At 63.4% G+C, this 24,342-nt stretch carries 24 protein-coding genes; 15 read left to right on the forward strand and 9 right to left on the reverse strand.

Going from position 1 to position 24,342, the window contains the following annotated elements; genetic code table 11:
- Nucleotides 1–95: 95 nt before the first annotated feature.
- The 5 genes from rbr to NE609_RS07970 all read right to left on the reverse strand — a co-directional run bounded on the left by rbr (nt 96) and on the right by NE609_RS07970 (nt 4,551).
- Complete coding sequence (rbr, locus tag NE609_RS07950) at nt 96–635, reverse strand: rubrerythrin (RefSeq protein WP_101551708.1); 540 nt, start codon at nt 633–635, stop codon at nt 96–98.
- Nucleotides 636–664: 29 nt separating this feature from the next.
- Entirely contained in the window at nt 665–1,045 is a 381-nt protein-coding gene (locus tag NE609_RS07955; RefSeq protein WP_121586849.1) for a transcriptional repressor, read from the reverse strand.
- A 184-nt stretch (nt 1,046–1,229) separates the two neighbouring features.
- Nucleotides 1,230–2,750, reverse strand: a complete 1,521-nt coding sequence (locus NE609_RS07960; protein WP_121586848.1) for a sodium:solute symporter — start codon at nt 2,748–2,750, stop codon at nt 1,230–1,232.
- A 391-nt stretch (nt 2,751–3,141) separates the two neighbouring features.
- Complete coding sequence (locus NE609_RS07965; RefSeq protein ID WP_256152237.1) at nt 3,142–3,795, reverse strand: superoxide dismutase; 654 nt, start codon at nt 3,793–3,795, stop codon at nt 3,142–3,144.
- A gap of 12 nt (nt 3,796–3,807) precedes the next feature.
- The gene (locus tag NE609_RS07970) at nt 3,808–4,551 is read right to left on the reverse strand and encodes an N-acetylmuramoyl-L-alanine amidase (RefSeq protein WP_101551700.1); all 744 of its coding nucleotides are present in this window, start codon (nt 4,549–4,551) and stop codon (nt 3,808–3,810) included.
- A 412-nt stretch (nt 4,552–4,963) separates the two neighbouring features.
- On the opposite strand from NE609_RS07970, the gene NE609_RS07975 reads away from it, so the two are divergent.
- Genes NE609_RS07975 through NE609_RS08005 form a run of 7 tightly spaced genes read left to right on the forward strand, consistent with a single transcriptional unit; the run spans nt 4,964 to nt 11,137 of the window.
- A complete protein-coding gene (locus NE609_RS07975; RefSeq protein WP_256152238.1) occupies nt 4,964–5,884 on the forward strand; it encodes a DMT family transporter in 921 nt (306 codons plus the stop codon).
- 29 nt (nt 5,885–5,913) lie between these two features.
- A complete protein-coding gene (locus tag NE609_RS07980; protein WP_256152239.1) occupies nt 5,914–7,038 on the forward strand; it encodes an iron-containing alcohol dehydrogenase family protein in 1,125 nt (374 codons plus the stop codon).
- Between the two features lie 17 nt (nt 7,039–7,055).
- Nucleotides 7,056–7,886, forward strand: coding sequence for a transketolase (locus NE609_RS07985; RefSeq protein ID WP_256152240.1), 831 nt, complete (start codon nt 7,056–7,058; stop codon nt 7,884–7,886).
- Nucleotides 7,886–8,833: a transketolase family protein gene (locus NE609_RS07990; protein ID WP_256152241.1), complete on the forward strand. Its 948-nt coding sequence runs from the start codon at nt 7,886–7,888 to the stop codon at nt 8,831–8,833. Before NE609_RS07985 ends, NE609_RS07990 begins: the two co-directional genes overlap by 1 nt.
- Nucleotides 8,834–8,871: 38 nt before the next feature.
- Nucleotides 8,872–9,348 (forward strand): RpiB/LacA/LacB family sugar-phosphate isomerase, encoded by a 477-nt coding sequence (locus NE609_RS07995; protein WP_121586843.1) that lies wholly within the window; start codon nt 8,872–8,874, stop codon nt 9,346–9,348.
- A gap of 12 nt (nt 9,349–9,360) precedes the next feature.
- On the forward strand, nt 9,361–10,038 hold the full coding sequence (locus NE609_RS08000) for a transaldolase family protein (RefSeq protein WP_256152242.1): 678 nt from the start codon (nt 9,361–9,363) through the stop codon (nt 10,036–10,038).
- Nucleotides 10,039–10,069: 31 nt separating this feature from the next.
- A complete protein-coding gene (locus NE609_RS08005) occupies nt 10,070–11,137 on the forward strand; it encodes a transaldolase family protein (RefSeq protein ID WP_121586841.1) in 1,068 nt (355 codons plus the stop codon).
- Nucleotides 11,138–11,265: 128 nt separating this feature from the next.
- On the opposite strand, the gene NE609_RS08010 is transcribed toward NE609_RS08005, so the two are convergent.
- Nucleotides 11,266–12,474 (reverse strand): ROK family transcriptional regulator, encoded by a 1,209-nt coding sequence (locus NE609_RS08010; protein WP_256152243.1) that lies wholly within the window; start codon nt 12,472–12,474, stop codon nt 11,266–11,268.
- 71 nt (nt 12,475–12,545) lie between these two features.
- Nucleotides 12,546–13,397 carry an SDR family oxidoreductase gene (locus tag NE609_RS08015; protein WP_256152244.1) on the reverse strand — a complete coding sequence of 284 codons (852 nt, stop codon included), beginning with the start codon at nt 13,395–13,397 and terminating at the stop codon, nt 12,546–12,548.
- A gap of 290 nt (nt 13,398–13,687) precedes the next feature.
- Between NE609_RS08015 and NE609_RS08020 the strand changes: the two genes are divergently transcribed.
- The 6 genes from NE609_RS08020 (at nt 13,688) to NE609_RS08045 (ending at nt 19,072) form a co-directional block, all read left to right on the forward strand.
- Entirely contained in the window at nt 13,688–14,821 is a 1,134-nt protein-coding gene (locus tag NE609_RS08020) for an ABC transporter substrate-binding protein (protein ID WP_256152245.1), read from the forward strand.
- Nucleotides 14,822–14,909: 88 nt separating this feature from the next.
- Nucleotides 14,910–15,695, forward strand: coding sequence for an ABC transporter permease (locus tag NE609_RS08025; protein ID WP_101551682.1), 786 nt, complete (start codon nt 14,910–14,912; stop codon nt 15,693–15,695).
- On the forward strand, nt 15,695–16,474 hold the full coding sequence (locus NE609_RS08030; protein ID WP_121586837.1) for an ABC transporter permease: 780 nt from the start codon (nt 15,695–15,697) through the stop codon (nt 16,472–16,474). The genes NE609_RS08025 and NE609_RS08030 overlap by 1 nt, the downstream gene beginning before the upstream one ends.
- Nucleotides 16,450–17,205 (forward strand): ABC transporter ATP-binding protein, encoded by a 756-nt coding sequence (locus tag NE609_RS08035; protein ID WP_101553248.1) that lies wholly within the window; start codon nt 16,450–16,452, stop codon nt 17,203–17,205. Before NE609_RS08030 ends, NE609_RS08035 begins: the two co-directional genes overlap by 25 nt.
- Before the next feature lie 19 nt (nt 17,206–17,224).
- Nucleotides 17,225–17,974: an ABC transporter ATP-binding protein gene (locus tag NE609_RS08040; protein ID WP_101551678.1), complete on the forward strand. Its 750-nt coding sequence runs from the start codon at nt 17,225–17,227 to the stop codon at nt 17,972–17,974.
- 48 nt (nt 17,975–18,022) lie between these two features.
- The gene (locus tag NE609_RS08045) at nt 18,023–19,072 is read left to right on the forward strand and encodes an NAD(P)-dependent alcohol dehydrogenase (RefSeq protein WP_305144878.1); all 1,050 of its coding nucleotides are present in this window, start codon (nt 18,023–18,025) and stop codon (nt 19,070–19,072) included.
- Nucleotides 19,073–19,232: 160 nt separating this feature from the next.
- Here NE609_RS08045 and NE609_RS08050 read toward each other — a convergent pair whose 3' ends face one another.
- Together NE609_RS08050 and NE609_RS08055 are read right to left on the reverse strand one after the other, a co-directional pair.
- Nucleotides 19,233–20,501 (reverse strand): class II D-tagatose-bisphosphate aldolase non-catalytic subunit, encoded by a 1,269-nt coding sequence (locus NE609_RS08050; RefSeq protein ID WP_256152246.1) that lies wholly within the window; start codon nt 20,499–20,501, stop codon nt 19,233–19,235.
- A gap of 44 nt (nt 20,502–20,545) precedes the next feature.
- A complete protein-coding gene (locus NE609_RS08055) occupies nt 20,546–21,487 on the reverse strand; it encodes an ROK family protein (protein WP_256152247.1) in 942 nt (313 codons plus the stop codon).
- Nucleotides 21,488–21,747: 260 nt separating this feature from the next.
- Between NE609_RS08055 and NE609_RS08060 the strand changes: the two genes are divergently transcribed.
- Together NE609_RS08060 and NE609_RS08065 are read left to right on the forward strand one after the other, a co-directional pair.
- Nucleotides 21,748–23,193 (forward strand): L-fucose/L-arabinose isomerase family protein, encoded by a 1,446-nt coding sequence (locus NE609_RS08060; protein ID WP_256152248.1) that lies wholly within the window; start codon nt 21,748–21,750, stop codon nt 23,191–23,193.
- Between the two features lie 57 nt (nt 23,194–23,250).
- Nucleotides 23,251–24,336: a galactose ABC transporter substrate-binding protein gene (locus NE609_RS08065; protein WP_121586832.1), complete on the forward strand. Its 1,086-nt coding sequence runs from the start codon at nt 23,251–23,253 to the stop codon at nt 24,334–24,336.
- Nucleotides 24,337–24,342 lie beyond the last annotated feature (6 nt).

The following is a 24,342-nucleotide window of genomic DNA, read 5'->3' on the forward strand; positions in this document are numbered from 1 at the left end:
CCGCGCTTCTCCTTGGCCTGCCGGACGGCGTAACCGTTCCGGGCAAGTATCGTGAAAATTTGGAAGGCGTATTCAAAATTGGGGAGGAAACAAAATCAGTAGTTCTTGCACTGGAGCTGGAAGTACGCCTGCGGATGGTCGCAGACCGGGCAGACCAGCGGGGCCTTCTCGCCCACATGGATGTGGCCGCAGTTGGAGCACTGCCAGATGACGATTCCGGTCTTCTCGAACACCTGCTTGGTGTCGACGTTCTTGAGCAGAGCGAGGTAACGCTCTTCATGCTCCTTCTCGATCTTGGCGACCGACTCAAAGAGGAATGCGATCTTGTCAAAGCCCTCTTCCTTGGCTTCCTTGGCGAAGGTGGCGTACATGTCGGTCCACTCGTAGTTTTCGCCCGCGGCGGCGTCCTTCAGGCAGGCGGCCGTGTCGGGGATGCCGTCATGGAGCAGCTTGAACCAGATCTCGGCGTGCTCCTTCTCGTTGGCGGCGGTCTCTAAGAACAGGTTGGAAATCTGGACAAAGCCCTCTTTCTTCGCTTTGGAGGCGTAGTAGGTGTACTTGTTGCGCGCCTGGCTTTCGCCCGCAAACGCCGCGGCAAGGTTGGCTTCGGTCTTGGTGCCCTTCAGATCTTTCATGTCACATACCTCTTTCTTGAATTTATTTGTCAGTGCTTTTCGGCACAGTTTTGGCAGATCCCCGTGATGTAGACCTGGTAGCCGGTCACGGTAAAGTCGGTGATGCCGCGGATGCGGGCCTCGAGGCCGCTCAGGTCGCCGAGCTCGATGTCGTAGAGCCGGCCGCAGCGGTCGCAGAGCAGGTGGTGGTGCGCGTCGGTGCGCGCGTCAAAGCGGTCGGACGCGCCGGGCAGGCAGATCTTGAGGAGCTCCCCCTGCTGGGCAAGCTGGTTGAGATTGCGGTAGACGGTGCCGAGGCTGATGTTCGGCTCCCGCTCGCGCACCATCGCGTAGACGGCGTCCGCCGTCGGGTGCACGGGGTGCTCCATCACAGCCTGGCGGATAAGCTCCCGCTGTCTGGAATATTTCATAGGCTCCAATCCTTACCGGTTATTTTTAATAATGATAATGATTACTGAATATTATTATAGCCGCGCCGGTCGATTTTGTCAACCCCATCTCACAAAATTTCGGGGAAAAAAGAAAGCGGCCCGCCCCTCCCGCGAAGAGGAAGGAAAGCCCCCTCCCGCAGCGGCGGGAGGGGGCTTTCGCGTTCTATTCGGAGATCGGGTTGAGCACGAACTTGTGCGGGGCGGCGACCTTCTCGTCGTAGCAGGAGAAGGTCACGTCGAGGTGCGGCTGCGACAGCTTGGGGGTGACGAGGCTGACGAGCGGGGTGATGACGAGGGAGGCGACGATCGCGATCGCGCCCGCCGAGGTCGGCGCGGTGAAGGGGAAGAAGAAGTTCCACACGCAGATGCCGATGCCGACCGCAAAGCTCACCCACACGCTCGCGGTGGTCGCGCCCCGCCAGAAGAGCCCGAGGATGAAGGGCCCGAGGAAGGCGCCCGCCAACGCGCCCCACGAGAGGGACATGAGGGAGGTGATGAGGTTGTTGGGGTTGAGGGCGAGCACGACCGACAGCGCGACGAAGAAGATGCAGAGCAGCCGGATCCAGCGGAGCTGGACCTTGTGGGTCATGTCCTTCATGAAGACGCCCTTGAGGAAATCGAGGGTGAAGGTGGAGGAGGAGGTGATGACGAGGGAGGAGAGGGTCGACATCGACGCGGAGAGGACGAGGATCATGACGACGCCGATCAGCAGGTCGGGCAGGGAGGAGGCGAGCATCTGGGGGACGATGTTGTCGAAGACCGGCTTGCCCCCCTCGGGAACGGTGTAGTAGAGCCGCCCGAACGCGCCCATGAAGTAGCTGCCCCCCGCGATAACAAGCGCGAAGAGGGTGGAGATGATCGTCCCGGCGTGGATCGATTTCTCGTTCTTGATCGTGTAGAACTTGTGGACCATCTGGGGCAGGCCCATCGTGCCGAGGCTCGTCAGGATGACGACGCCGAGCAGGGCGAGCGGGTCGGGCCCGAAGAAGGAGACGAACGCGCCGTTTAAGGCGGGGGCCGTCTCGCTCGGGATGACGGAGAGCCGGGCGAAGGCGGAGGAGAAGCCGCCCTGGCCGTTCAGGATGAAGACGACGACGAGGCAGATGCCGCCGAGCATGATGATCCCCTGCACGAGGTCGTTGAGCGCGGCGGCCATATAGCCGCCGACCACGACATAGATGCCGGTGAGCAGGGCGATGCCGAGCACGCACCAGGTGAAGTCGATGCCGAACGCCATTGAGAAGAGGCCGGACAGGCCCTTGTAGACCGAGGCGGAGTAGGGCACGAGAAAGACGAAGATGATGACCGACGCGACGGTGCGCAGGGCGGGGCAGCAGTACCGCTTGGCGAAGAAATCGGGCATGGTGGCCGACTCGAAGTGCTTGGTCATGACGCGGGTGCGCCGCCCGAGCACCACCCAGGCGAGCAGGCTGCCGATGAGGGCGTTGCCGATGCCGATCCAGGTGGAGGCGACACCGAAATTCCAGCCGAACTGCCCCGCGTAGCCGACGAACACCACCGACGAAAAGTAGGAGGTGCCGTAGGCGAACGCGGTGACCCACGGCCCCACGTTGCGCCCGCCGAGCACGAAGTCGCCGACGTTGCCCGCGTGGCGGCGGCAGTAGACGCCGATGCCGACCGTGACGGCAAAAAACAGTGCGATCATCAGGATTTTTTCAAACATAACGATGTCCTCCTCATTGCCGTCCCGCCTTCCGCGGTCCCGAAGGAACAAAAAATCCCGTCCTCCGGAACTTCCGGAGGACGGGACGTGTTCCCGTGTTACCACCTCGGTTTGCGCCGGCCTCGCGGGCGGCGCCTCTGCGGGTGCCCGGCTTCCCGGCACCCCGCGCGTTAACGGGCGCTCCCGGCGCAGCCTACTGGGTTTCCCGTTCGGTGCGCGGCTCGCGGAGGGTATTCGGTACCGCCCCTCCCCGCGCCTCTCATCATCCGGCCGCTTTCTGTGGGGGATCGGAAGGACCTACTTGTCTCCGGTCGCTGCCTTTCGTGCATCAACGCATTGACGCGTTGATGTAAAATGCTGAATCTTATTTTAGCAGGTAAAATCGCTAAAGTCAAGTGTTTTCGACGAAAATTTTTCCACACCCGCAGGCCTCGTAATTTTCCCCGGCGAACTGCCAGTCGACGAGCTTCCACCAGGCTTCGAGATAATCGGCCCGCAGGTTGAGGTACTTGAGGTAGTAGGCGTGCTCCCACACGTCGACGCAGAGGACCGGCCGCAGCCCGAGGGGCAGAGGGGTGTCCTGGTTCCCGGTGGAGAGGACGCGCAGCCGCCCGTCCCCGTCGCAGGCGAGCCACGCCCAGCCCGAGCCGAACCGGGTAAGCGCCGACTGGGTCATCACGTCGCGCAGCCGCTCGCAGGAGCCGAAGGCGGCGTCCACCGCCTTGGCGAGCGCGCCGCAGGGACAGACGGAGGCGGGCTTGGGGGTCATGCAGTCGAAATAAAACTCGTGCGACCAGACGCCGCCCGCGTTGCGCAGCACGTCGGTGCGGATCCGCTCGGGAAGCCGGTCGCAGCCGAGGATGAGCTGCTCGAGGGACCAGCTGTGGAATTCGGGGAACTCCCGGAGGGCTTCGTTGAGCTTTTTGACATAGCCCGCCTGGTGGCGGTCGTGGTGGACCGACACGGTGCGGCTGTCGATGTACGGTTCAAGCGCGTCGTAGGCGTAGGGGAGCGGGGCGAGTTCAAACGGATACTGTTCGTTCATGCTTCCCCTCCTTCAGCGCGGGATGCGGATGTAGCGGGAATCGGCGTAACCGACCGTGCCCCGGAAGTTGACGACGTACCAGTTGTTCCACTGGCCGTTGACGATGATGGGATCGCCGTTCCAGGCGCGCGCGATCGACTGTGATTCGGTGGAGGGAAACTGGCGGATGTTGAGCCAGCCCGACCGGACGACGACGGTGCCCCGGCGCGGCGCCTGCGGCAGGACGAAGGGAATGCCGAAGTAATCGGTCAGCGAATAGGCGACGTTGGCGGCGATCTCGGCGATGTTGGCCTTGATCCATTCGGCGTCCTCGAGGTTGTCGTGGTAGGCGAACTCGATCAGCACGCCGGGCGCGCGCGTCTTGGCGACCTCGCCGAGCCTGGTGGTCGGGACCGTCTTGACCAGCCAGGGGTAGGGGTAGATCTCCTTGAGGTTCTCCGCGATGATGTCGGCCGCCCGTTTCCCGGCGGCGCTCGTCGGGTAGTAGTAGACCTCCGAGCCCTGACGCAGCCCGGCCTCCCCCTCGGGCGCGGCGTTGGAGTGCAGCGCGAGGTGCAGGTCGTAGTTGCCGTGGTTGGATTGCGCGATCGACGACGCAGCGGTCATGTCGGGGGTGTTGCGCACCCAGCGGATGCCGGAGGAGAGCAGGTAGGGCTCCATCGCGTCCGCGATGAGGTTCATATAGTATTCCTCGGTGCCGCCGTTGACAAAGTGATTCCAGTCCTGCGTGGACGGGCTCAGATAGATGATGGGCATAGAATTCCTCCTGTCGGTGGTTTTGGTGCCTTTTTTCCTGTTTCAGACTATGCCCGGCGGGGAAAAAAGGTGCCGGCGCCGCCCGGCGGGAAAAAACGCGCGCGGCGGGCGGGCCGCTGACAGTCTGCTGGCAGGAAAATGGGAGGAGGGTAAAGGACTTTAAAAAGAATGATTAACTAATAAAAGGCTTGGAAGATCATGGGCGAAAACGCCAAAATAGCATGCTTGATTTGTGTTATACAGACAAAAATACGAAAATATGGCAGAAAACCACTTTACACAGGGGCGGAAATCGGTATAATAAAAACAGATATTATTAAATTGATTAATTAAATAATTCTGGAGCGTCCCCCCAGCGTCCGCGGCCCGGTTCCGCGGCATGATGACGGGGAGGCGGATGGGGGGAATCGCGATGAAACCAAAACAGGCGGCGCCGCTGCTTCTGCTGGCGCTCATCTGGGGGATCTATTATGTGGCCAGCCACAAGTCGGTGGAGCAGATGTCCGTCTTTACGGTCGGGATCGTCATCCGCCTGCTGACAATGGTGCTGCTGACCGCCGTCATGCTCTGGAAGCGGGAGCTGCCCTCCCTTTTGAGGGTGAAGGGCGTGGCCGTCCGGCTGTTGCTGATCGGGCTGATGGGCTTCCTGCTCGACCTCACGGCGTTCGTCGGCCTCTCCCTCTCCCCGGCGGGCGCGGGCACCGCCCTGCTCAAGACGGACATCCTCTTCGTCAACCTCATCAGCGTCATCATCTATAAGCAGAAGTTCACCGGCCGGGAGTGGGTCGACACCTTTGTGATGCTCTTCGGCGTGCTGCTCGTGATGGACTTCGACTTCCTGCACGCCTCCCTCGGCGGAAAGGGGGACATCTTCTTCATCCTGAGCGCGCTCTTCGTCTCGATCAACGCGTTCCTCATCAAGAGCGTGCAGCGCAGCGGGAAAAATCCCGTCTCCAACGATGTGATCGCCTACTACAACAATTTTGTGACGATGATCCTCTTCACCGTCACCGCCTGCATGATGGGCACGATCGGGCAGCTCCGCCTCTTTGGGACCGACCCCGGGATCACCCTCGGGCTCGTCGTCGCGGGGCTCGGGCAGACGGGCGTCTACATCGTCTACTACTACGACCTCGCGCGTTTCCCCGTCTGGCTCGTCAAGGTGTTTCTGCTCTTCATGCCGATCGTCTCCACCGTCATCAGCTTCCTGCTCTTCGGGGAGACCCTCACGGGGAAGCAGCTTTTGGGCGTCGCGGTGGTGCTGGCCGGCGCGATGGGCGTCCTGTTTGAACAGCGTAAGAAGGAGGAGGGGCATCTGGCCGCCTCCATGTAAACCATATCAAGACCAGGAGGGCGTTGACTATGAACACAAAGAATTTCCGCTTCCACATGCCGGTCGCCGTGCACTACGGCGGCGGCATCGCGCATAACATGACCGGGCGGATCCGGGGGGAGAGGGTCATGATCGTCTGCGATCCCTTTCTCTACCAAAGCGGCGTTGCCGAAAAGCTCGGCGGCGCGCTCGAGGGCAAGACCGTTTCCTACTTCAGCGGCATCGAGCCCAACCCCTCCACCGTGAGCGTGGACGCGTGCGCCGAGGCCGCGCGCGCCGCGCGCGCCGAGACGGTCATCGGCGTGGGCGGCGGCAGCGCGATGGACGTGGCGAAGGTCGTGGCCTGCCTCGTGACCAATGGCGGCAGCATCTACGACTACTACGCGGGCGGCACCAAACGGTTCGGTCCCCGCGCGGTGAAGCTGATCCTCATCCCGACCACCGCGGGCACCGGCAGCGAGGTCACCAACGTCGGCGTCTACACCAACCCGCGCGCGGGGGTCAAGATGCCCTTCGTCACCGACGAGTTCTGGGCGGACGAGGCGCTCATCGACCCGGAGATGACCTATTCGCTGCCTCCGGCGGTGACCGCCTCCACCGGCATGGACGCCTTCTGCCACGCGATCGAGGCCTACTGGAACAAGGAGAGCCAGCCGATGTGCGACTTTCTGGCGATGGGCGCGCTCAAGACGATTCTCGAGAACATCAAGGCCGCCTACGACCATCCGGACGACACCGCGGCGCGCGGCGCGATGATCACGGCGGCGCTGGTGGCGGGCGTGGCGTTCAGCCAGACCCGGACGACGGGCATCCACGCGGTCAGCTTCCCGCTGACCACCGAGTTTCACGCCAGCCACGGCACGGCCTGCTCGATCACCCTGCCGGCCTTCATCCGGGCGGCGAAGCAGGGCGCGGCCGAAAAGCTGCGGGTGCTCGCCGGGTACCTTGGCTACGCGGACGCGGACGCGCTCGCGGACGGGGTGGAGGCGCTGATGCGGAGCATGAAGATGCCGGTGCGGCTTCGGGAGCTCGGCGTGCGGGAGGCGGACATCCCGCACATCGCCGAAGTCGGGCTGACGGCGGCGATCATCCAGCTCACGCCGGCGGAAATGAACCAGGAGACCGTCGAAGCGCTGCTGCGCTCGATCCTATAAGAAAGGGGCCGAAAGCCTTGAATGAGAAAAAAGCCGCCATGCTGCGGAAAAAGGCGCATGAAATCCGCAAATACACGCTGACGTCGATCGGGAAGCTCGGCGTGGGCCACATCGGGGGCAGCCTCTCGCTGCCCGAGGTCCTCGCGGTGCTCTATTTCGACGTGATGAACATCGACCCGGCGGATCCGAAGAAGCCCGACCGCGACCGCTTCGTCCTCTCCAAGGGGCACGGCGGCCCGGCGCTCTACGCGACGCTGGCGCTCAGGGGTTATTTCGGGCTCGACTGGCTGGACACCCTCAACCGCCCGAACACCAACCTCCCGAGCCACTGCGATATGAACCGCACGCCGGGCGTCGACATGACGACGGGAAGCCTCGGGCAGGGGTTCTCGGCCGCCGTGGGCATGGCGGTGGCGGGAAAGCTGGACCGCAGCCCCGTCCGTGTCTATACGATCATCGGCGACGGGGAGAGCCAGGAGGGGCAGATCTGGGAGGCCGCGATGCTGGCGGGCAGCCGCAGGCTCGGCAACCTGATCGCCTTCACCGACTACAACAAAATGCAGCTTGACGGGTACATCGAAGAGGTCAACGGCCTCTACCCGCTCGACAAAAAGTGGGAGGCGTTCGGCTGGCATGTGCAGTCGGTGGACGGCCACGACGTCGCGGCCATCGCCCACGCGATCGACAACGCGCAGAAGATCACCGACCGCCCGTCGATGATCCTTCTGGACACCGTCAAGGGCAAGGGCGGCTATTTCTGCGAGAACCAGGTCGCCTCCCACAACATGAACATCACCGGGGAAATGTGGCAGAAAGCGGTGGCGCTGCTGGACGAGGAGGACGCATGATGGAACTGGAAAACAGATGGCTGAGGGAGACCTATGTGGATGAGCTCATCGCGGCGGCCGAACGGGACGAGCGCGTCGTCATCCTGGAGGCCGATTTGAGCAAGGCGGCCGGCACCGGCCGCTTCAAAGAGCGGTTCCCCGAGCGGACAATCAACGTGGGGATCGCCGAGGCGGGCATGATCGGCACGGCCGCCGGCATGGCGGCGATGGGGAAGATCCCCTTCACCCACACCTTCACCCCCTTCTCCACCCGCCGGGTGTGCGACCAGGTGACGCTGTCGGTGGCCTACGCGGGGCTCGGCGTCAAGATCATGGGCAGCGACCCGGGCGTGACCGCCGAGCTCAACGGCGGCACCCACATGAGCATGGAGGATGTGGCGATCATGCGCAACATCCCCGGCATGACGATCTTCGAGCCGACCGACAGCGCCCAGCTGCGCGCCGCCTTCCCGCAGATCGTGGAGTGCGCGGGGCCGGTCTACATCCGCCTCCTGCGCCGCAACGCGGTGAAAATTTTCGAGGAGGGCTGCGCCTGCACCCTCGGCAAGGGGATCGTCCTGCGCGAGGGCCGCGACGTCACCATCGCGGCCAGCGGCATCATGACCGCCGAGGCGCTCGACGCCGCGGAGCTTCTAAGGGCGGACGGCATCGACGCGGAGGTGCTCAACTTCCACACCGTCAAGCCGTTCGACGAGGCGCTGCTGATCGCCAGCGCCGGAAAGACGGGCGCGGTCGTGAGCGCGGAGAACCACTCGATTTTAAACGGCCTGGGCGGCGCGGTCGCCGAGTGCCTGTCGGAGAACCGCCCCGTGCCGCTGCGCCGGGTCGGGGTGCGGGACCACTTCGGCGAGGTGGGGCTCACCGAGTTTCTCAAGGAGAAGTACGGCCTCACGGCGAAAGACATCGCGGCGGCGGCCAGATCCGCCGTCGCGACGAAAAAGGGATAAACGGCGCGGGGAAGGCCCCGCGCGAAGGAGGAGTTATCGTGCAAAAGATCATCATCGGTTCGGACAAATCGGGCTTTTCCCTCAAGGAGGCGGTCAAGGCCCACCTGCTTGAACGGGGCGTCGAGGTGGAGGACTGCGGCACCCGGTCGCTCGAAGCGGGCATCCCCTATTTCGAGGTGGCGCCGGTCGTCGCCGAGCGGGTCCAGTCGGGCGAATTTTCGCGCGGCATCCTGATCTGCGGGACGGGCGCGGGCATGGCCGTGGTGGCCAACAAATACCGGGGCGTCTACGCCGTGGCGTGCGAGAGCGTCTACGCGGCGGAGAAATGCCGGGCGATCAACGACGCCAACGTCATGACGATGGGCGGCTGGATCGTCGCGCCCGAACTGGGCGTGGCCATGGTGGACAAATTCCTCGACACCGGCTTCACCGACAACCTCGAGGAGTGGCGCAGGGAATTTCTCAAAAACGCGCGCGTCAAGGTGGCGAATCTGGAAGAAACCATTTACAAATAAGGAGAGAGCGGCATGAAATACTTTCTGGACAGCGCAAAACTCGACGAGATCAAATTCGCCTACGAGCACTACTGCATCGACGGCGTGACCACCAACCCCAAGCACATCAAGCTGAGCGGCAAGCCGTTCATGCAGTGCGTGCGGGACATCGCGGCGTGGCTGCGGGAGACCGGCCTCGAGGGGACGGATTTCCCCGTCTCCTTCGAGATCAACCCTCATCTCGACCAATGGGAAGAGATCGTGGCGGCCGCCAAGGAGGTCGCCTCCTACTCGAAGAACTACGCCATCAAGATCCCCTGCTGCGAGCAGGGAGTCATCGCCGCCAAAAAGCTCGAGGAGCAGGGCGTGCGCACCAACGTGACCCTCGTGTTCAGCCCCTCCCAGGCGATCCAGGCGGCCAAGCTGGGCGCAAAGTTCGTCTCCCCCTTTGTGGGCTGGAAGGAGAATAACGGCGAGGACGCGCTCGAGTACATCTCCAGGATCGTGGAAATCTACCGCAACTACGACTATAAGACCGAGATCATCGTCGCCGCCGTGCGCAGCGGCAAGCAGATCGTCGACTACGCCTGCGCGGGCGCGGACATCGTCACCTGCGGGCTTCAGGTCTATAAGGACTCCTTTGAGCACCCCTTCACCTCCTACGGCCTCGGCGTCTTCCGCGACGCGTGGGACAGCACCGTGAAGGAATGACGACACACATCCATTGACAGGAGGAAACGACATGAGCGACTATAAAGGCGTGCTGCACGAGACGGCGGTCCGCTTTCCCGACACCGACATCTGGATGGACTCCTGCGGGGAGGAGGAGCTGGACTACGGCCTCGAGCGCGGCATCGTGGGCGCGACGAGCAACCCGATCATCGTGGGCGCGGTGGTCAAGGAGGAGCTCCCCTACTGGGAGCCCCGCATCCGCCGACTGATCGCGGAGAACCCCTCGGCCACCGAGGACGAGATCACCTGGCTGCTCCTCTACGAGGTGGGCCGGGAGCGCAGCAAAAAGCTGCTGCCCGTCTTTGAAAAATTCAAGGGCAGGAAGGGCCGCCTCTCGATCCAGGTGAACGCGAAATACTACCGCAGCAGGGACAAGATGGTCGAGCAGGCCGTCATGCTCAACACGCTCGGCAGGAATATGCAGGTCAAGCTGCCCGCCTCCGCCGCCGGCATCGAGGCGATGGAGGAGGCCACCTACCGCGGCGTGTCGATCAACGCGACGGTGAGCTTCACCGTGGCGCAGGCGGTCGCCGTGGCGGAGGCCGTCGAGCGCGGCCTCGCGCGCCGGAAGGCCGAGGGCCTGCCCTGCGATGAAATGGCGCCCGTCTGCACCATCATGATCGGCCGCACCGACGACTGGATGAAGGCCGCGACCGCCGCCGAGGGCATCACCGTCATCCCCGAGGCGCTCGAGTGGGCGGGCGTCGCCGTCATCAAGAAGGCGTACGCCATCTACAAGGAGCGCGGCTACACCACCCGGCTGCTGAGCGCCGCCAACCGCAACGTCTACCACTGGTCCGAGCTGGTGGGCGGCGACCTCTGCCAGACGATCAACTACAAGTGGCAGCAGCGCCTCAACGGCGGCTGCGACATGCCCGTGGAGGACCGCATCGGCGAGCCGGTCCCCGCGGAGTACCTCGCCGCCCTCGAAAAGCTCGGCGAGTTCCGCAAGTCCTACGACGAGGACGGCATGAAGCCGGAGGAGTTCGTCCGCTACGGCGGCTTTCACGACACGATCAAGACCTTCCTCGCCGGATACGACGATCTGGTCTGCCTCGTGCGCGGCTATATGATCTGATCCCCGTCGGATGACAGGGCCCTCCGGGCGGCGTCGGCAGGTTTGCCGGCGCCGCCCTTCCTGATGCGAAAAACCGCCCCGGCCGTAAGGCCGGGGCGGTTTGATCCGTTTTTTTGGGGGGTGGGAGGCTACGCCTCGCCGCCCGTGTCGATCAGGTAGGTCTTGATGGCGGTCGCGGCGGGGCCGATGTAATCTGTCTTCCAGGAGAGGGCGCTGCGCTGGAAGAGCTCCCGCCCGATGAAGGGATTGAGCCGCACGACCTCGTCGATGAAGCGGTCGGCCGCGCCGGGCACCTCGAAGAGCACGCCGTAGAGGATGACCCGGTCGGGGGAGAAGACCTGAATCGCGTTGTTCACGCCGATGGCCAGATCGTGCACGCAGGACTCGAAGAAGCCGCGCAGGGCGGGGCAGTCGGCGGAGAGGTAGGAGATGATGTTCGTGACGTGCGGCGCGCCGTGCGCCTCCCGCACCTGCTGGAGCGCGGGCTCGTCGGGCAGCAGCTCGAGGATCTTCTCCTCGATGCGGGAGAGATTCACGCCCGTCTCGAGGCAGCCTCTGCGCCCGCATTTGCAGGTCCGGCCGTCGTTTCGGTAAAAGTAGGTGTGCCCGATCTCGGAGGAGTGGAAGGTGTGGTCCTTGCAGATCACGCCGCCGATCGAGGAGGCCGACCCGACGCCGGGGCCCCATTTGAGCGCGATGACATTGGAATCGGTCGCGCAGCCGAGCAGGATTTCGGCGTTGAGGAAGGCGCAGACGTTGTTCTCCACGCAGATGGGGAAGGGCAGTTCCTTTTCCAGGAGCTGCCGGATGGGGACCTGCCCCTCCCCGAAGATGCTGAAGGGGTTGAGGCTGACCCCCGCCTCCTGGTCGACCGAGCCGACGATGCAGACGCACGCCCCGAGCACCCGTTCGCAGGGGATGTTGTTTTCCCACAGCAGGCGGATGCAGGCGTCGGCGAGCTTTTTGAAAAAATGCTCCGCGTCGTAGGGGGCCTCGACCGAGAAGGAGGTCCAGGCGACCGCCTGCCCGCGCAGGTCGGTGATCGCGATGATGTGCCCGTTGTAGTGCAGGCTCACCGCGATGGCATATTTATAGGTGCCGTTGATGTCCAGGGGGCATTTCTTGCGGCCGGGGCTCTGGGATTTGCCGCCGTCCGACTGGATCAGCAGGCCCTTCTGGATGAAATCGTTGCAGATGGACGTCAGCGTCGCAGTGGTCAGGTTCAGCTTCTCCGCGAGGTCGGTGCGGGACATCCCCCCGTTGCGCAGTAAAAGCTGCAGCACCGCGGATCGGTTGATCTGTTTGACGTTGGTCATGTTGACGCCGGTTGGTAACATAGCCCTTCAACTCGTTTCGGTACAGAAATGGTGGTCGCGGGCGTGTGCCCGCGGAGTTCCCCTCAAAAGCATTATACTCCACAGTAGGCGTTAAATCCACCGTCAACCGGCAAAACCACGCCGGTGATGAAGGACGCCGCCTGCGGGGAGAGCAGGAAAAGGAGCGCCCCGGAGAGCTCGTCGATCTCGCCGAACCGCCCCATCGGGGTGCCCGCGAGAATTTTGCGCGCGCGGTCGGTAAAGCCGCCCTCCGCGTCCAGCAGGTTGGGCCGGTTCTGGTTGGTGATGAAGAAGCCGGGCGCGAGGGCGTTCACACGGATGCCCTCCTTCGCGAAATAGGTGGCGAGCCACTCAGTGAAGTTGGAGACGGCGGCCTTTGCGGCGCTGTAGGCGGGCAGCTTGGTCAGCGGCTTGATCGCGTTCATCGAGGAGACGTTCAGGATCGAGCAGCCCGGTCGGCCCGGCATGTCCGCGGAAAAGACCTGGATGGGCAGGAGGGTGCCGATAAAATTCAAATCGAAGACGAATTTGAAGCCGTCAAGGTCGAGACGGTAAAAATCCCGGACGCCCTCCGCCGCGCGGGAGGAAAAGAATTCGTCGTCGGTGTTGCCTCTGGGGTTGTTGCCCCCCGCGCCGTTGATGAGAAGGTCGCAGGGCCCAAGGTCGTCGAGGACCCGGCGGTGGACCTCCTCGAGGCTTTCCCGGTCGAGCACGTCGGCGCGGTAGGCCCGCGCCTCAAATCCGTCCGCGCGGACGGCGCGGGCGGCCTCCTCGGCGGCCCGCCCGTCAATGTCAAGCAGGGCGACCCTCGCGCCCGCCCGGGCGAGGACGCGTGAAAAGTGGCTGCACATGACCCCGCCGGCGCCTGTCACAACGGCCGTTTTCCCGGACAGGCCGGCGGGGAAGGTCATGGGTGCTGGCATGCTGGCTACCTCTTTTCCATACCAATAATAAACATGACTAATTAATACTATGAGAATTATATCCTACTACCCACATAAATGCAAGACAAAAAGGCAAAAAATAAGCAGATTATCTAATAGATAAACGAAATTATTAAAAGAATTGTCAATTGACGGCAAAACAAACGGCGAATATAATAAATACATAAATATTAATCATATTAATTAATTGCGTTCAAGGCCCCAAATCCGGATTCCTTTTGCAGGTTGCAAATGAAATAACCGAACAGTTCAAAAAAGGGAGGATACTTATGAAAAACCTGAAAAAGCTGATCACGGCCGTTCTGGCGGCCGCAATGGTTCTCTCCGTTGCGGGCTGCGGCTCCAGCAACACCCCCAGCGCCCCGGACGGCAGCAGCTCCGCGGCGGGCGGCGCCTCGGGCGGCGGGCTCGCCAAGATCACGGCGAGCGGACAGCCCTACAGCCACACCCTCCCCGCCTGGCTGGCGGAGCAGGACGGCCTCTACGAGCAGACCGGCATGGGCTTTGAAATGATCATGTTCACCGGCGGCGCCGCGCAGAACGAGGCGCTGGGCGCGGACGAGTGGGACGTCGGCACCATGGGTTCCCCGCCGTCCATCACCGGCGGCGTGGCCTACGGCGTGCACGTCATCGGCTTCGGCTCGCCCGACGACAAGGCGGTCACCATCTGGGCGCGTCCGGACAGCGACGTGGCGCAGGTCTCCGGCGAGGTTGACGGCTACCCGGACATCAAGGGCAACGCCGACACCTGGAGGGGCAAGACGATCCTCTGCCCGACCTCCACCTCCGCGCACTTCACGCTGATCGCAACCCTCAAGACGATGGGGCTCACCACCGAGGACGTCAACATCATCGACATGGGCGTCGCGCAGGGCTTTACCGCCTTCAAGGCGGGCGAGGCGGACATCGTCTGCCTGTGGGACCCGCAGGGCTTTGACGCGGAGAAGGAAGGCTGGACCTGCATCTCCTCCGGCGAGGCGACCGGCGAGGCGATGCCCACCGTCATCGTGGCCTCCGAAAAGGCGATGGCCGAAAAGCACGACGAGATCCTCGAATACCTCGACATCTACTTCCAGGAGTCCGAAAAGTACGCGAAGGACCTCGATGCCTACGCGCAGGCCCTGATGGACATCGGCATTGAAAACGGCGTCGAACAGGACTACGAGACCTCCTATAAATGCGCCGAGAAGCGCCCGCTCCAGACGCTGGACGACGAAATCGAGTGGTACAAGGGCGAGGTCGGCAGCCGCAAGGCGGACATCGCGATGGAGAACCTGATGGACTTCTTCGTCTACACCGGCACGATCGAGGAGGCCGACAAGCAGAAGCTGATCGACAACGGCTTCATCGACAGCAGCTTCATCGAGGAACTGGCCGCCCGTTACGGCAAAACCCTGAACTGATTCGTAACGCCGGCCGTCGGGAAGAGGGGGCGCGAGCCCCCTCTTCCAATGAGAACGACACAAACGATTTGTTGGATTGGGTGAGTATATGGACAAAGCAAAAAACAAAAAGCGAAATCTGATTCTCCTGAGCATTTTGGGGCTGGTGCTCTTTTTCGGCACCTGGGAGCTGCTTGTCCACGTGGGCGTCATCTCCGAGCGGAACCTCTGCGCACCGTCGACAGCGGTCCAAACCTTTCTTTACAAGCTGACCAACACCAAGCCGGACGGAGCCACGCTCTTCGCTCACTTCTTCTCCAGCATCAAGCTCTCCCTCGCGGGGTTCGTGCTGGCGGTGGTGATCGGCATCCCGCTGGGGCTCTTCATGGGCTACTACAAGGGCATGGATTCCTTCTTCACCCCGCTGTTCGAGGTGGTCCGCCCGATCCCGCCGATCGCGTGGATCCCGATCGTCATCCTCACGCTGGGCATCGGCTTCAAGGCGAAGGTGTTCATCATCTTCATCTCGGCGTTCGTTCCCTGCGTGGTCAATTCCTACCTGGGCATCAAGCTGACCGACCCCACCCTCATCGACGTGGCGCAGACCTTCGGGGCGAGCCGGTGGCAGATCTTCCGGACGATCTGCATCCCCTCGTCGATGAACATGGTCTTCACCGGCGTGCGCGTCTCGCTGGCGGCCTCCTGGTCCACGCTGGTGGCCGCGGAGATGCTGGCGTCCACCAAGGGGCTGGGCTACATGATCCAGATCGGCCGCAACCTGATCCGTCCGGACATCATCATCGTCGGCATGCTGACGATCGGCCTGGTGGGCGCGCTGATGGGCTGGGTGCTGAGCCTGTTTGAGAAGAAAGTCGCTCCCTGGAGGTATAAGTGATGAACGATAAAGTGAAAAAGGTCCTTTACGGGCTGCTTTCGGTCTCCTCCCTGGCGCTCTTCGTGGTCGTGTGGGTCGTCCTCTCCCACGCGGAAGGGACGATGCTTCCCACCCCGACGGCGACCTTCTCGCGGTTTATCGACATTATGCAAAACCCCATCTCCAAAGCGACCCTCCCGGTACATATCTGGGTCAGCCTGCGGCGGGTGCTCATCGCCTTCCTCTTCGCGGTGGTCATCGGCATCGCGCTCGGCGTGGGGCTCGGCTGGAGCGAAAAGTTCAACGCCTTCTTCGGCCCGCTCTTTGAGATGATCCGCCCCATCCCGCCGATCGCGTGGATCCCGATGATCATCATCTGGTTCGGCATCGGCGAAACGGCCAAGATCGTCATCGTCTTCATCGGCGCCTTCACCTCGATCGTGCTGAACACCAGCGCGGGCATCCGGGCGATCGACCCGCTGCTCATCAGCGCCGGCAAGGTGCTCGGCGCGAACAGGCGTCAGCTGCTCGTCGACGTGGCCATGCCCGCGACCATCCCCGCGATCCTCGCGGGCATCCGGACGGCGCTTTCAAGCGGCTGGATGTGCGTGGTGGCCGCCGAGATGATCGCGGCCCGGCAGGGCGTCGGCTTCCTGATCGTGCGCGGGCAGGAGATCGGCGACACCGCCCTCATCGTGGTGTGCATGTTGGCAATCGGCATCGTGAGCGCGCTGCTCTCGCTGTTCCTGACGAAAATGGAAGGAGTGCTTTGCCCGTGGCAGTTCTCAAAGACACAATAATCATCAAGGACCTCGCAAAGACCTTCTACCTGAAGAGCGAGACCAAAGAGGTGCTCAAGGACATCAACATCACCGTCAAGGAGAACGAGTTCCTCGTCCTGCTCGGCCCCGGCCAGTGCGGCAAGACGGTGCTCCTGAACATCCTGGCGGGGCTGGACGCCCCCACCGGGGGGGAGATCACCTTCGTGAACGGCCGCCCGCCGATGGGCGACCTGGGGGTAGTCTTCCAACGGTACGCCCTCTTCCCCTGGAAAACGGTCATGGGGAACGTGGAGATCAACCAGAAGTTCAAGGGCAAATCCAAGGCGGAGCGGCAGGCGGCCGCGCAGAAATACATCGAGCTCGTCGGGCTGCAGGGGTTTGAAAACTCCCTGCCCAAGCAGCTTTCGGGCGGCATGCAGCAGCGCGTGGGCATCGCCCGGGCGTACGCCAGCGAATCGGACATCATGCTGCTCGACGAGCCGTTCGGCGCGCTCGACGCGCAGACGCGCTACTCGATGGAGGATGAGATCCTGCGCATCTGGGAGAAGGACCGCCGCACGGTCATCTTCGTCACCAACAACGTGGAGGAGGCCATCTACCTCGGCGACCGCATCATCCTGCTGGGCGGGCACCCCACCGGCGTGAAGAAGGAATACGTGCCCGACCTGCCCAGGCCGAGGAACTATACCGATCCGGCGTTCCTGAAGCTGCGCAACGAGATCGTTGCCAACACGGACCTGGTGCTGTAAGCGGGAGGAGGCAGAACAGATGAGCGAAAACGACAACGTGAAAGTCCGGGTCAGAAACCTCACAAAGTGCTTCGGGGACCTGAAGGTGCTCGACAACGTCTCCTTCGATATCCAGAAGGGCGACTTCGTCTGCATCGTCGGCCCCACCGGCTGTGGGAAAACGACCTTTTTGAAATGCCTCGTCCGGCTCTTCTCCCTCACCGAGGGGGAGATCCTCGTGGACGGGGAACCGGCGGACCCCAAAAAGCACAACCTCAGCTTCGTCTTCCAGAACCCGTCGCACCTGCCCTGGCTGACGGTCGAAAAGAACATCCGCTACGGGCTGGAGCTGAAAAAATATCCCGAGCAGCTCATCCGGGAGCGCACCGAGGAGATCCTCGGCCTGCTCGGCCTGGACAAGGTGCGCAACTCCTACCCGCACGAGCTGTCCGCCTCGACGGTGCAGCGCATCGTCATCGGGCGCAGCTTCGCGATGCACCCCGACCTGCTGCTGATGGATGAGCCCTACGGTCAGATGGACATCAAGATGCGCTACTACCTCGAGGACGAGGTCATCAAGCTGTGGCAGGCCACCGGCTCGACGGTCATTTTCATCACCCACAACGTCGAGGAGGCGGTCTACCTCTCCAACAAGTGCCTCATCCTCTCCCAGAAGCCCACGACGGTGAAGGAAGAGCTGAAGATCGACCTGCCGCGCCCGCGCGACATCGCCTCGCCGGAATTTGTCCGCCTGCGCGAATACGTCACCTCGCAGATCAAATGGTGGTGATCTCCGTTTGAAGACGGTACCGATCGCCGAAAAGGGGGATTTATGAGCATGGAACAGATTCAGAACCGCGTCGCGCAGCTGACCGCGATCCAGAAGATCGAGATGGCGGACGCCCCGATGCCGAAGGCCGGCCCGGGCGAGGTCGTTGTCAAAACGGAGTACTGCGGCATCTGCGGCTCGGATATGCATTTTTACACCCACGGGAGCATCGGCAAGAAGGTCGCGCCCTTCCCGTTCATCCTGGGGCACGAGTGCTCCGGCTACGTCGCCGAGCTGGGCGAGGGGGTCACGACCCTCAAGGTCGGCGACCGCGTCGCGCTCGAGCCGGGCGTCCCCTGCGGCAGGTGCGAGCTCTGCCGCGAGGGGCTCTACAACCTCTGCCCCGATGTGCGCTTCATGGCGGCGCCCCCCTTCGACGGCGCGCTGCAAAGCTACCTCGCCCACCCCGCCGACCTGTGCTTTCGGCTCCTCGACTCGATGACCATGCAGGAGGGCGCGATGCTCGAGCCGCTCGCCGTCGGGATGCACGCCGCCAAACGCGGCGGCGTCACGATGGGGCAGAGCGTCTGCATCCTCGGCTCGGGCACCATCGGGATCATGACCCTGCTCGCCTGCAAGGCGCTGGGCGCGACCCGCATCGTCGTCTCCGACCTCATCGAAAGCCGTCTGGAGAGCGCGAAGGCGTTCGGCGCGGACGTCGTCGTCAACCCCAGGGAGCAGGACCTGGAGGCGGCCGTGATGGAGCTGACGGGCGGCGCGGGCTGCGACGTCGTGTTCGAGACGGCGGGCAGCCCCCACACGATGGTCGACACGTGGAAATACGTCAGGCGGGGCGGCGTCATCACGCTGGTGGGCAACATCACCGCCGACGTGTCCTACAGCTTTTTGGAGATTTCCCGCAAGGAGGTGGACATCCGCCCCGTCTTCCGCTACCGCAACCTCTATCCAATGCTGATCGAGGCGGTCGCGAGCGGAAAGATCGACCTTTCGGGAATCCGGCCGCGCGAGTTCCCCTTCGAGGAGAGCGACGCCGCGTTCCGGTATACCGCGAACAACGCGCAGGAGGTCATCAAGACGTTGATCAGGGTGTCCGAATGACCGCGTGAAGAGAGAAGGACCCTACAAAAGGCCGCGGAGGCGGGGCAGATGCCCCGCCTCCGCGGCTTTTTGCCATCCCCGGGGCGGTGGGAAACGTAAATCGCCCCCGGCCGGGATTTGCACGGCCGGGGGCACGAAGGGGAGAAACAGGTGTTCAGATTTACAGGACCGCCGCCACCTTGGAGGTGATACCCTCGAGGTTGAAGGCGTCGACGTAGCGCTCGATCGATTTCATGACCGCGTTCACGACGATCCGGTGGGGGTCCAGCCCTGCGGCTTCGAGGCCCGCGTACATTTTGGCGATCTCCGCCTTGACTTCCGGATCGTTGAAGGTGTAATGGCCGCAGATTTCGACCACCTCGGCGGAGAGCGCCTCGTCCGCCAGCACCTGGTCGACGGTGTAGCCGCGCGCGTCGCCGACCATCCATTTGCGCCAGCGCTGGCTGGCGATCGAGGCGCGGGTGAACACCTCGGGGAACCGGGAGGGGCCGGAGAGCATCTTTCGGTCGCAGAGCCACCGCTCGATCCTTGCCAGCCGCAGGAGCGTCTGGGTCTCGACCACGCCGTATTCGGGCGCGACGTTGGTGGCGGTGATGCCGAGCGCGGGGTGCAGCTCGAGGATGAAGTCGGAGAGGTAGTCGCCGTTGTGCTCCTTGAGGCCGACCCCGTGCACCCGGGCGGCTTTGGAGAGGGCGACCGCCTGGTCGGCGTTGAAGTGGCCGACGTTCTCAGTCAGGCGGGTGAGGGTGCCGGTCTGGCCGACGATGTACACCGGCAGCGGCAGGCCCTTGGCGTTCAGCCGCTCGACGAGCTTGTTGATGAACTGGTTGTAGGACTCCACGCCGGTGAGCCCGCCGTTGGTCTCCTCGGTGCCCACCTCGTAGGCCACGGGCGGGAGGCCGAGCGCCTTGCGCTGCGCCTCGCAGTATTCGATCAGCTCGATCGTGAGGTCGAGCACCATGTCCATCGGGACCACGTCGCCCACGTCGGGGATCTTGGTGGGGTCGATGTGCAGCAGGTCGAAGCCCGCCTTGAGGTCGTACAGATAGGAGCGCTTGCCCAGCTCCATCGCCTCGGCCACCGGCAGCTTGTCGCTGCGCTCCTTGTCCCGCTGCCACGGGCCGCCGTGGTCGCGGCAGAGGTAATAGAGCCCGTCGTACCGGCAGCGCCCGGCGATCTTGGCGATGTCCCGCCGGAAGGTGTCCTGGTTCCACGAGCAGACGTACCCGCCGCCGAATTCGTCCGCGTCCACCTGGTTGCGGCTGGCGATGAACATCACGGGGAAGTCCTTCTTCTTCGCGAGCAGGAAGCACGCCTCAATGAGGTTTTCGGACATCGGCCCGATCCCCAGCATGGTGCAGCGCAGGTTCTGCGCCTCTTCGAGCTTGTAAATGCCCTGCATGAATTCCCTGAGTCCCGGTTTTTGCATCTGGATGACCTCCAATTCTATGACGTCGGTTCATAACGTTCCGTTTACAGCAGGTCGCGCGCCAGCAGGATCGCCCCGGTGGTGCCGACCAGCCCGCCGAGCTGCGCCCGCGCGAGCCGGATGTGGTGCGCCGTGTCGGTGTAGCAGTATCGCCGCGCGGACGCGAGGACCGGCCCCTCCATCAGATCCCAGGCGTTGGAGACCCCGCCGCCGAAGACGAACAGGTCGGGGTCGAGCACCTGGTTGAGGATGCCCACCGCGATCCCCAGCTTGCGCATCGCGGCGTCCCAGACGCCGGCGCAGAGTTGGTCGCCCGCCCGCACGCCGCACTCGACGTCGTAGGCGGTGACCTCCTTCTTCCCGGCGAGAAAACCGCCGGGTCCGGCCTTGGCTGCCAGCTCCCGCGCCCTCCGGGCGATCGAGCTTCCGGAGGCGTAGAGCTGGACGCACCCGCGGCCCCCGCAGGGGCAGGGCGGGCCGTCGGGGTCGACGGTGACGTGGCCGAGCTCGCCTGCGAAGCCGTGCGCGCCCTCCAGCAGGCGGCCTCCCGCGCAGATCCCGCCGCCGATGCCGGTGCTGACGGTCAGGTAGACCACCGTGCCGCAGCCGCGGCCCGCGCCCGCCCTTGCCTCGGCGTAGGCGGCGGCGTTCGCGTCGTTTTCGAGCCGCACGGGCACGCCGAACCGCTCCTCAAACAGCCGCCGCACGGGCACCTCCCGCCAGCCGGTGGTCGCGACCTGCACGATGCTGCCCGCCGCGAGATCGAGCGGGCCGGGGCAGCTGATCCCGATGCCGGAGAGCTCCTTCAGCGTGGCGCCGCGCGCCGCGAGCAGCTCACCGACCATGGCGGCGGCGGCTTCAAACACGGGGGAGAAGTCCGCGCCGGGAGGGGTCGCGCGGCGGACGGTGCCGAGGATGACGGCGTCATCCGCAGCGATGGAGGCGGCGATTTTGGTGCCTCCGATATCGACGCCGGCCCAGTACATATCCCAATCCCTCCTCCTGTTTGGTAGGTGGCTTTAATGTATCACGATAAGATATTTATGTCAACAACAAATGTAAACAAAAAATAATTTGACCATCAAATTGCATATAAAACAAGAAATTTATAGTGAATATTAATGAAATTGGCGCAAAAAGATTGCGAAAGATATTTTGTCGTGATATCATTTAGGAAAAGTTTACATCACGATGTGATATCGGATGTTTGCCGGCCGCGCAGGCCGTGGAAAGGGGAATGATCCGTATGCAATCGCTGAAGGTCGGCCTGGTCAGTTCGTCCCAGCTCAGCTTCCCGGGCGACAAAAAAAGCGTCTATGAGGCGAGCGCCCAAAAGCTGCGGGCGCTGTCCGGGCAGCTGGGCTTCGAGCTCTATGTCCATCCCGGCACCGTCATCACGCCGGACGACGGCTACGCCGCCGTGAAGGCCCTCGAGGGGGAGGGCGTGGATTTCATTCTGCTGCAGTGCACCAGCTTTTCGGCGGGCGCGCTCGCCCCGATCTTCGCCCGCGCCCGGGCGGCGCTCGGCCTGTGGGCGATCCCCGAGCATGCCGATCGGGGGGTGCTGCCCTTCAATTCCTTCTGCACCATCAACATGTATTCCGGCATCATCGGCCACTACCTCAAGGATTACAACATCCCGATCAAATGGTTCTTCGGAGACGTGGAGGACCCGCTCTTCCGCGGCCGCCTCGCGGTCACCGTGCGCGCGCTGCGCGCGATCAAGAACCTCAAGGCCTCCAAGGTCGCGCTGATCGGCGGCATCGCCCCCGGCTTCGACGACCTCTACGACGACGAGCGTACGCTCATCCGCCGCTTCGACGGCATCCGCATCAACCGGCTGCACGAGTATTCCGAGGTGCGCGACCGCGCGGTCGCCTACTCCGCCGCGCAGGTGGCCGCCGAGATGGAGCGCATCGCCGCCGAGGCGGGCGGGGTGCTCAACCGCCGGGCGGACGAGACCCTCGAAACGAACGCCCGCTTCTCGCTGGCCTACGACGACTTTATTAAGGAGTACGGCTACGACGCGATCGCGGTCAGCTGCTGGCCGAAGTTCCAGGACGAGTTCCAATACAGCGTCTGCGCGGTCGTGGGCGGGCTCAACGACAAGGGGATTCCCACCGCCTGTGAGGGGGATCTCACGAGCGCGATCAGCATGCTGCTGCTCAAATACCTGTCCGACGACGTGGGGATGCTCATGGACATGGGCGCCTTCGACCGGGCGGACGACACGGTGCTCATGTGGCACTGCGGCCCTGCCGCCAGCCGGTTCTGCCGGCAGAACGGCTACCGGCTCAGCGTCAACTACCACGGCATGGCGCACGAGGAGGGCGCGAAAGAGCCCAACTGCTGCGGCGTGACGCGGGACATGGTCTTCGACCCCGGCGAGGTGACCATCGCGCGCATCTCGGGGGAGGCCGACGAGCTGCTCGTCGCGAACGGCAGCTTCCTCGGGGACACGAAGCCGAGCTTCTACGGCTCGCGCGGCTGGCTGGGCGGGCTCTCCCTCAACGGGACCCCCATCGGCGCGCTTGACCTGGTCAACACGCTGCTGGTGCGGCGGTTCTCCCACCATTTCCCGATCGTGCGGGGAGATTATTCAAAGGAGCTGCTCGAGGCGATGGGCTGGCTCGGCATGAAGAAGATCGAGCCGGTCCCCTACGCGGACTACTTACAGTCCCCCAATTGGTAATCCGGCGCCGGAAGACGCCAGAAATACACAGAAACGAGAGAATTTGGAGGTAAAAGAATGAAAAAGATCCTTTCCGCGCTACTCGTTGTCATGATCGTCCTGTCGCTGGGCGCGTGCGGTTCCGAGCCTGCGGCGGCTCCGTCCGAGACGGCCCCCGCCGCCGACGCGGCCCCGTCCGAGGAAGCCCCGGCCGAAGAGCCCGCGGCGGCTCCCGCACAGATCACCATCGGCGCGTCCATCCGCAAATATGACGACACCTACCTCACCGAGCAGCGCAACAACATGAAGATCAAGGGCGACGAGCTCGGCGTCACGATCGACTTTACCGATTCCAAAGCCGATCAGACCACCCAGAACAACAACATCGACATGTACATCACCAAGGAGTACAACGCCCTGGCGATCAACATGCAGGAGCGTTCCGCGGCCGACGTCGTGATCGAGAAGGCCAAGAACGCCAACATCCCGGTCGTCTTCTTCAACACCGAGCCGTTTGAAGAGGCCATGGCAATGTGGGATAAGGTCTACTATGTCGGCGCGAAGGCGGAGGAATCCGGCCTCATGCAGGGCAAGGCGATGGTCGATTACTGGAACAGCCATCCGGAAGCCGATAAGAACGGCGACGGCATCGTTCAGTACGTCATCATCATGGGCGAGCCCGGACATCAGGACGCCGAGCTGCGTTCCGAGTACTGCGTCAAGGCGATGACCGACGCGGGCCTCCAGGTGGAAGAGGTCGCGAAGGACACCGCGATGTGGGACCGCGTCAAGGGCCAGGACAAGATGGCCACCTTCCTCGCGGCGCATGACAACATCGAGGCGGTCTTCTGCAACAACGACGACATGGCGCTCGGCGCGATCGAAGCGCTCAAGGCGCAGGGCTACTTCACCGGCGACAAGTATATGCCCGTCTTCGGCGTCGACGCGACCGAGCCCGGCAAGGAAGCCATCATCGAAGGCACCATGCTCGCCACCTCCCTGAACGACGCGAAAAACCAGGGCTTCGCGGTGGTCCAGCTCTGCGACCTGCTCGCCAAGGGCGAAACCCCGACCTCCGAGAACCTCGGATACGAGATGGACGGCCAGTACGTCTGGATTCCGTACGTCGCGGTGAGCAAGGAGAACGTGGACCAGTTCAGCTGATCCGCG

The organism is Anaerotruncus sp. DFI.9.16 (assembly GCF_024461615.1).
In the GTDB taxonomy this organism is placed as follows: domain Bacteria; phylum Bacillota; class Clostridia; order Oscillospirales; family Ruminococcaceae; genus Anaerotruncus; species Anaerotruncus massiliensis.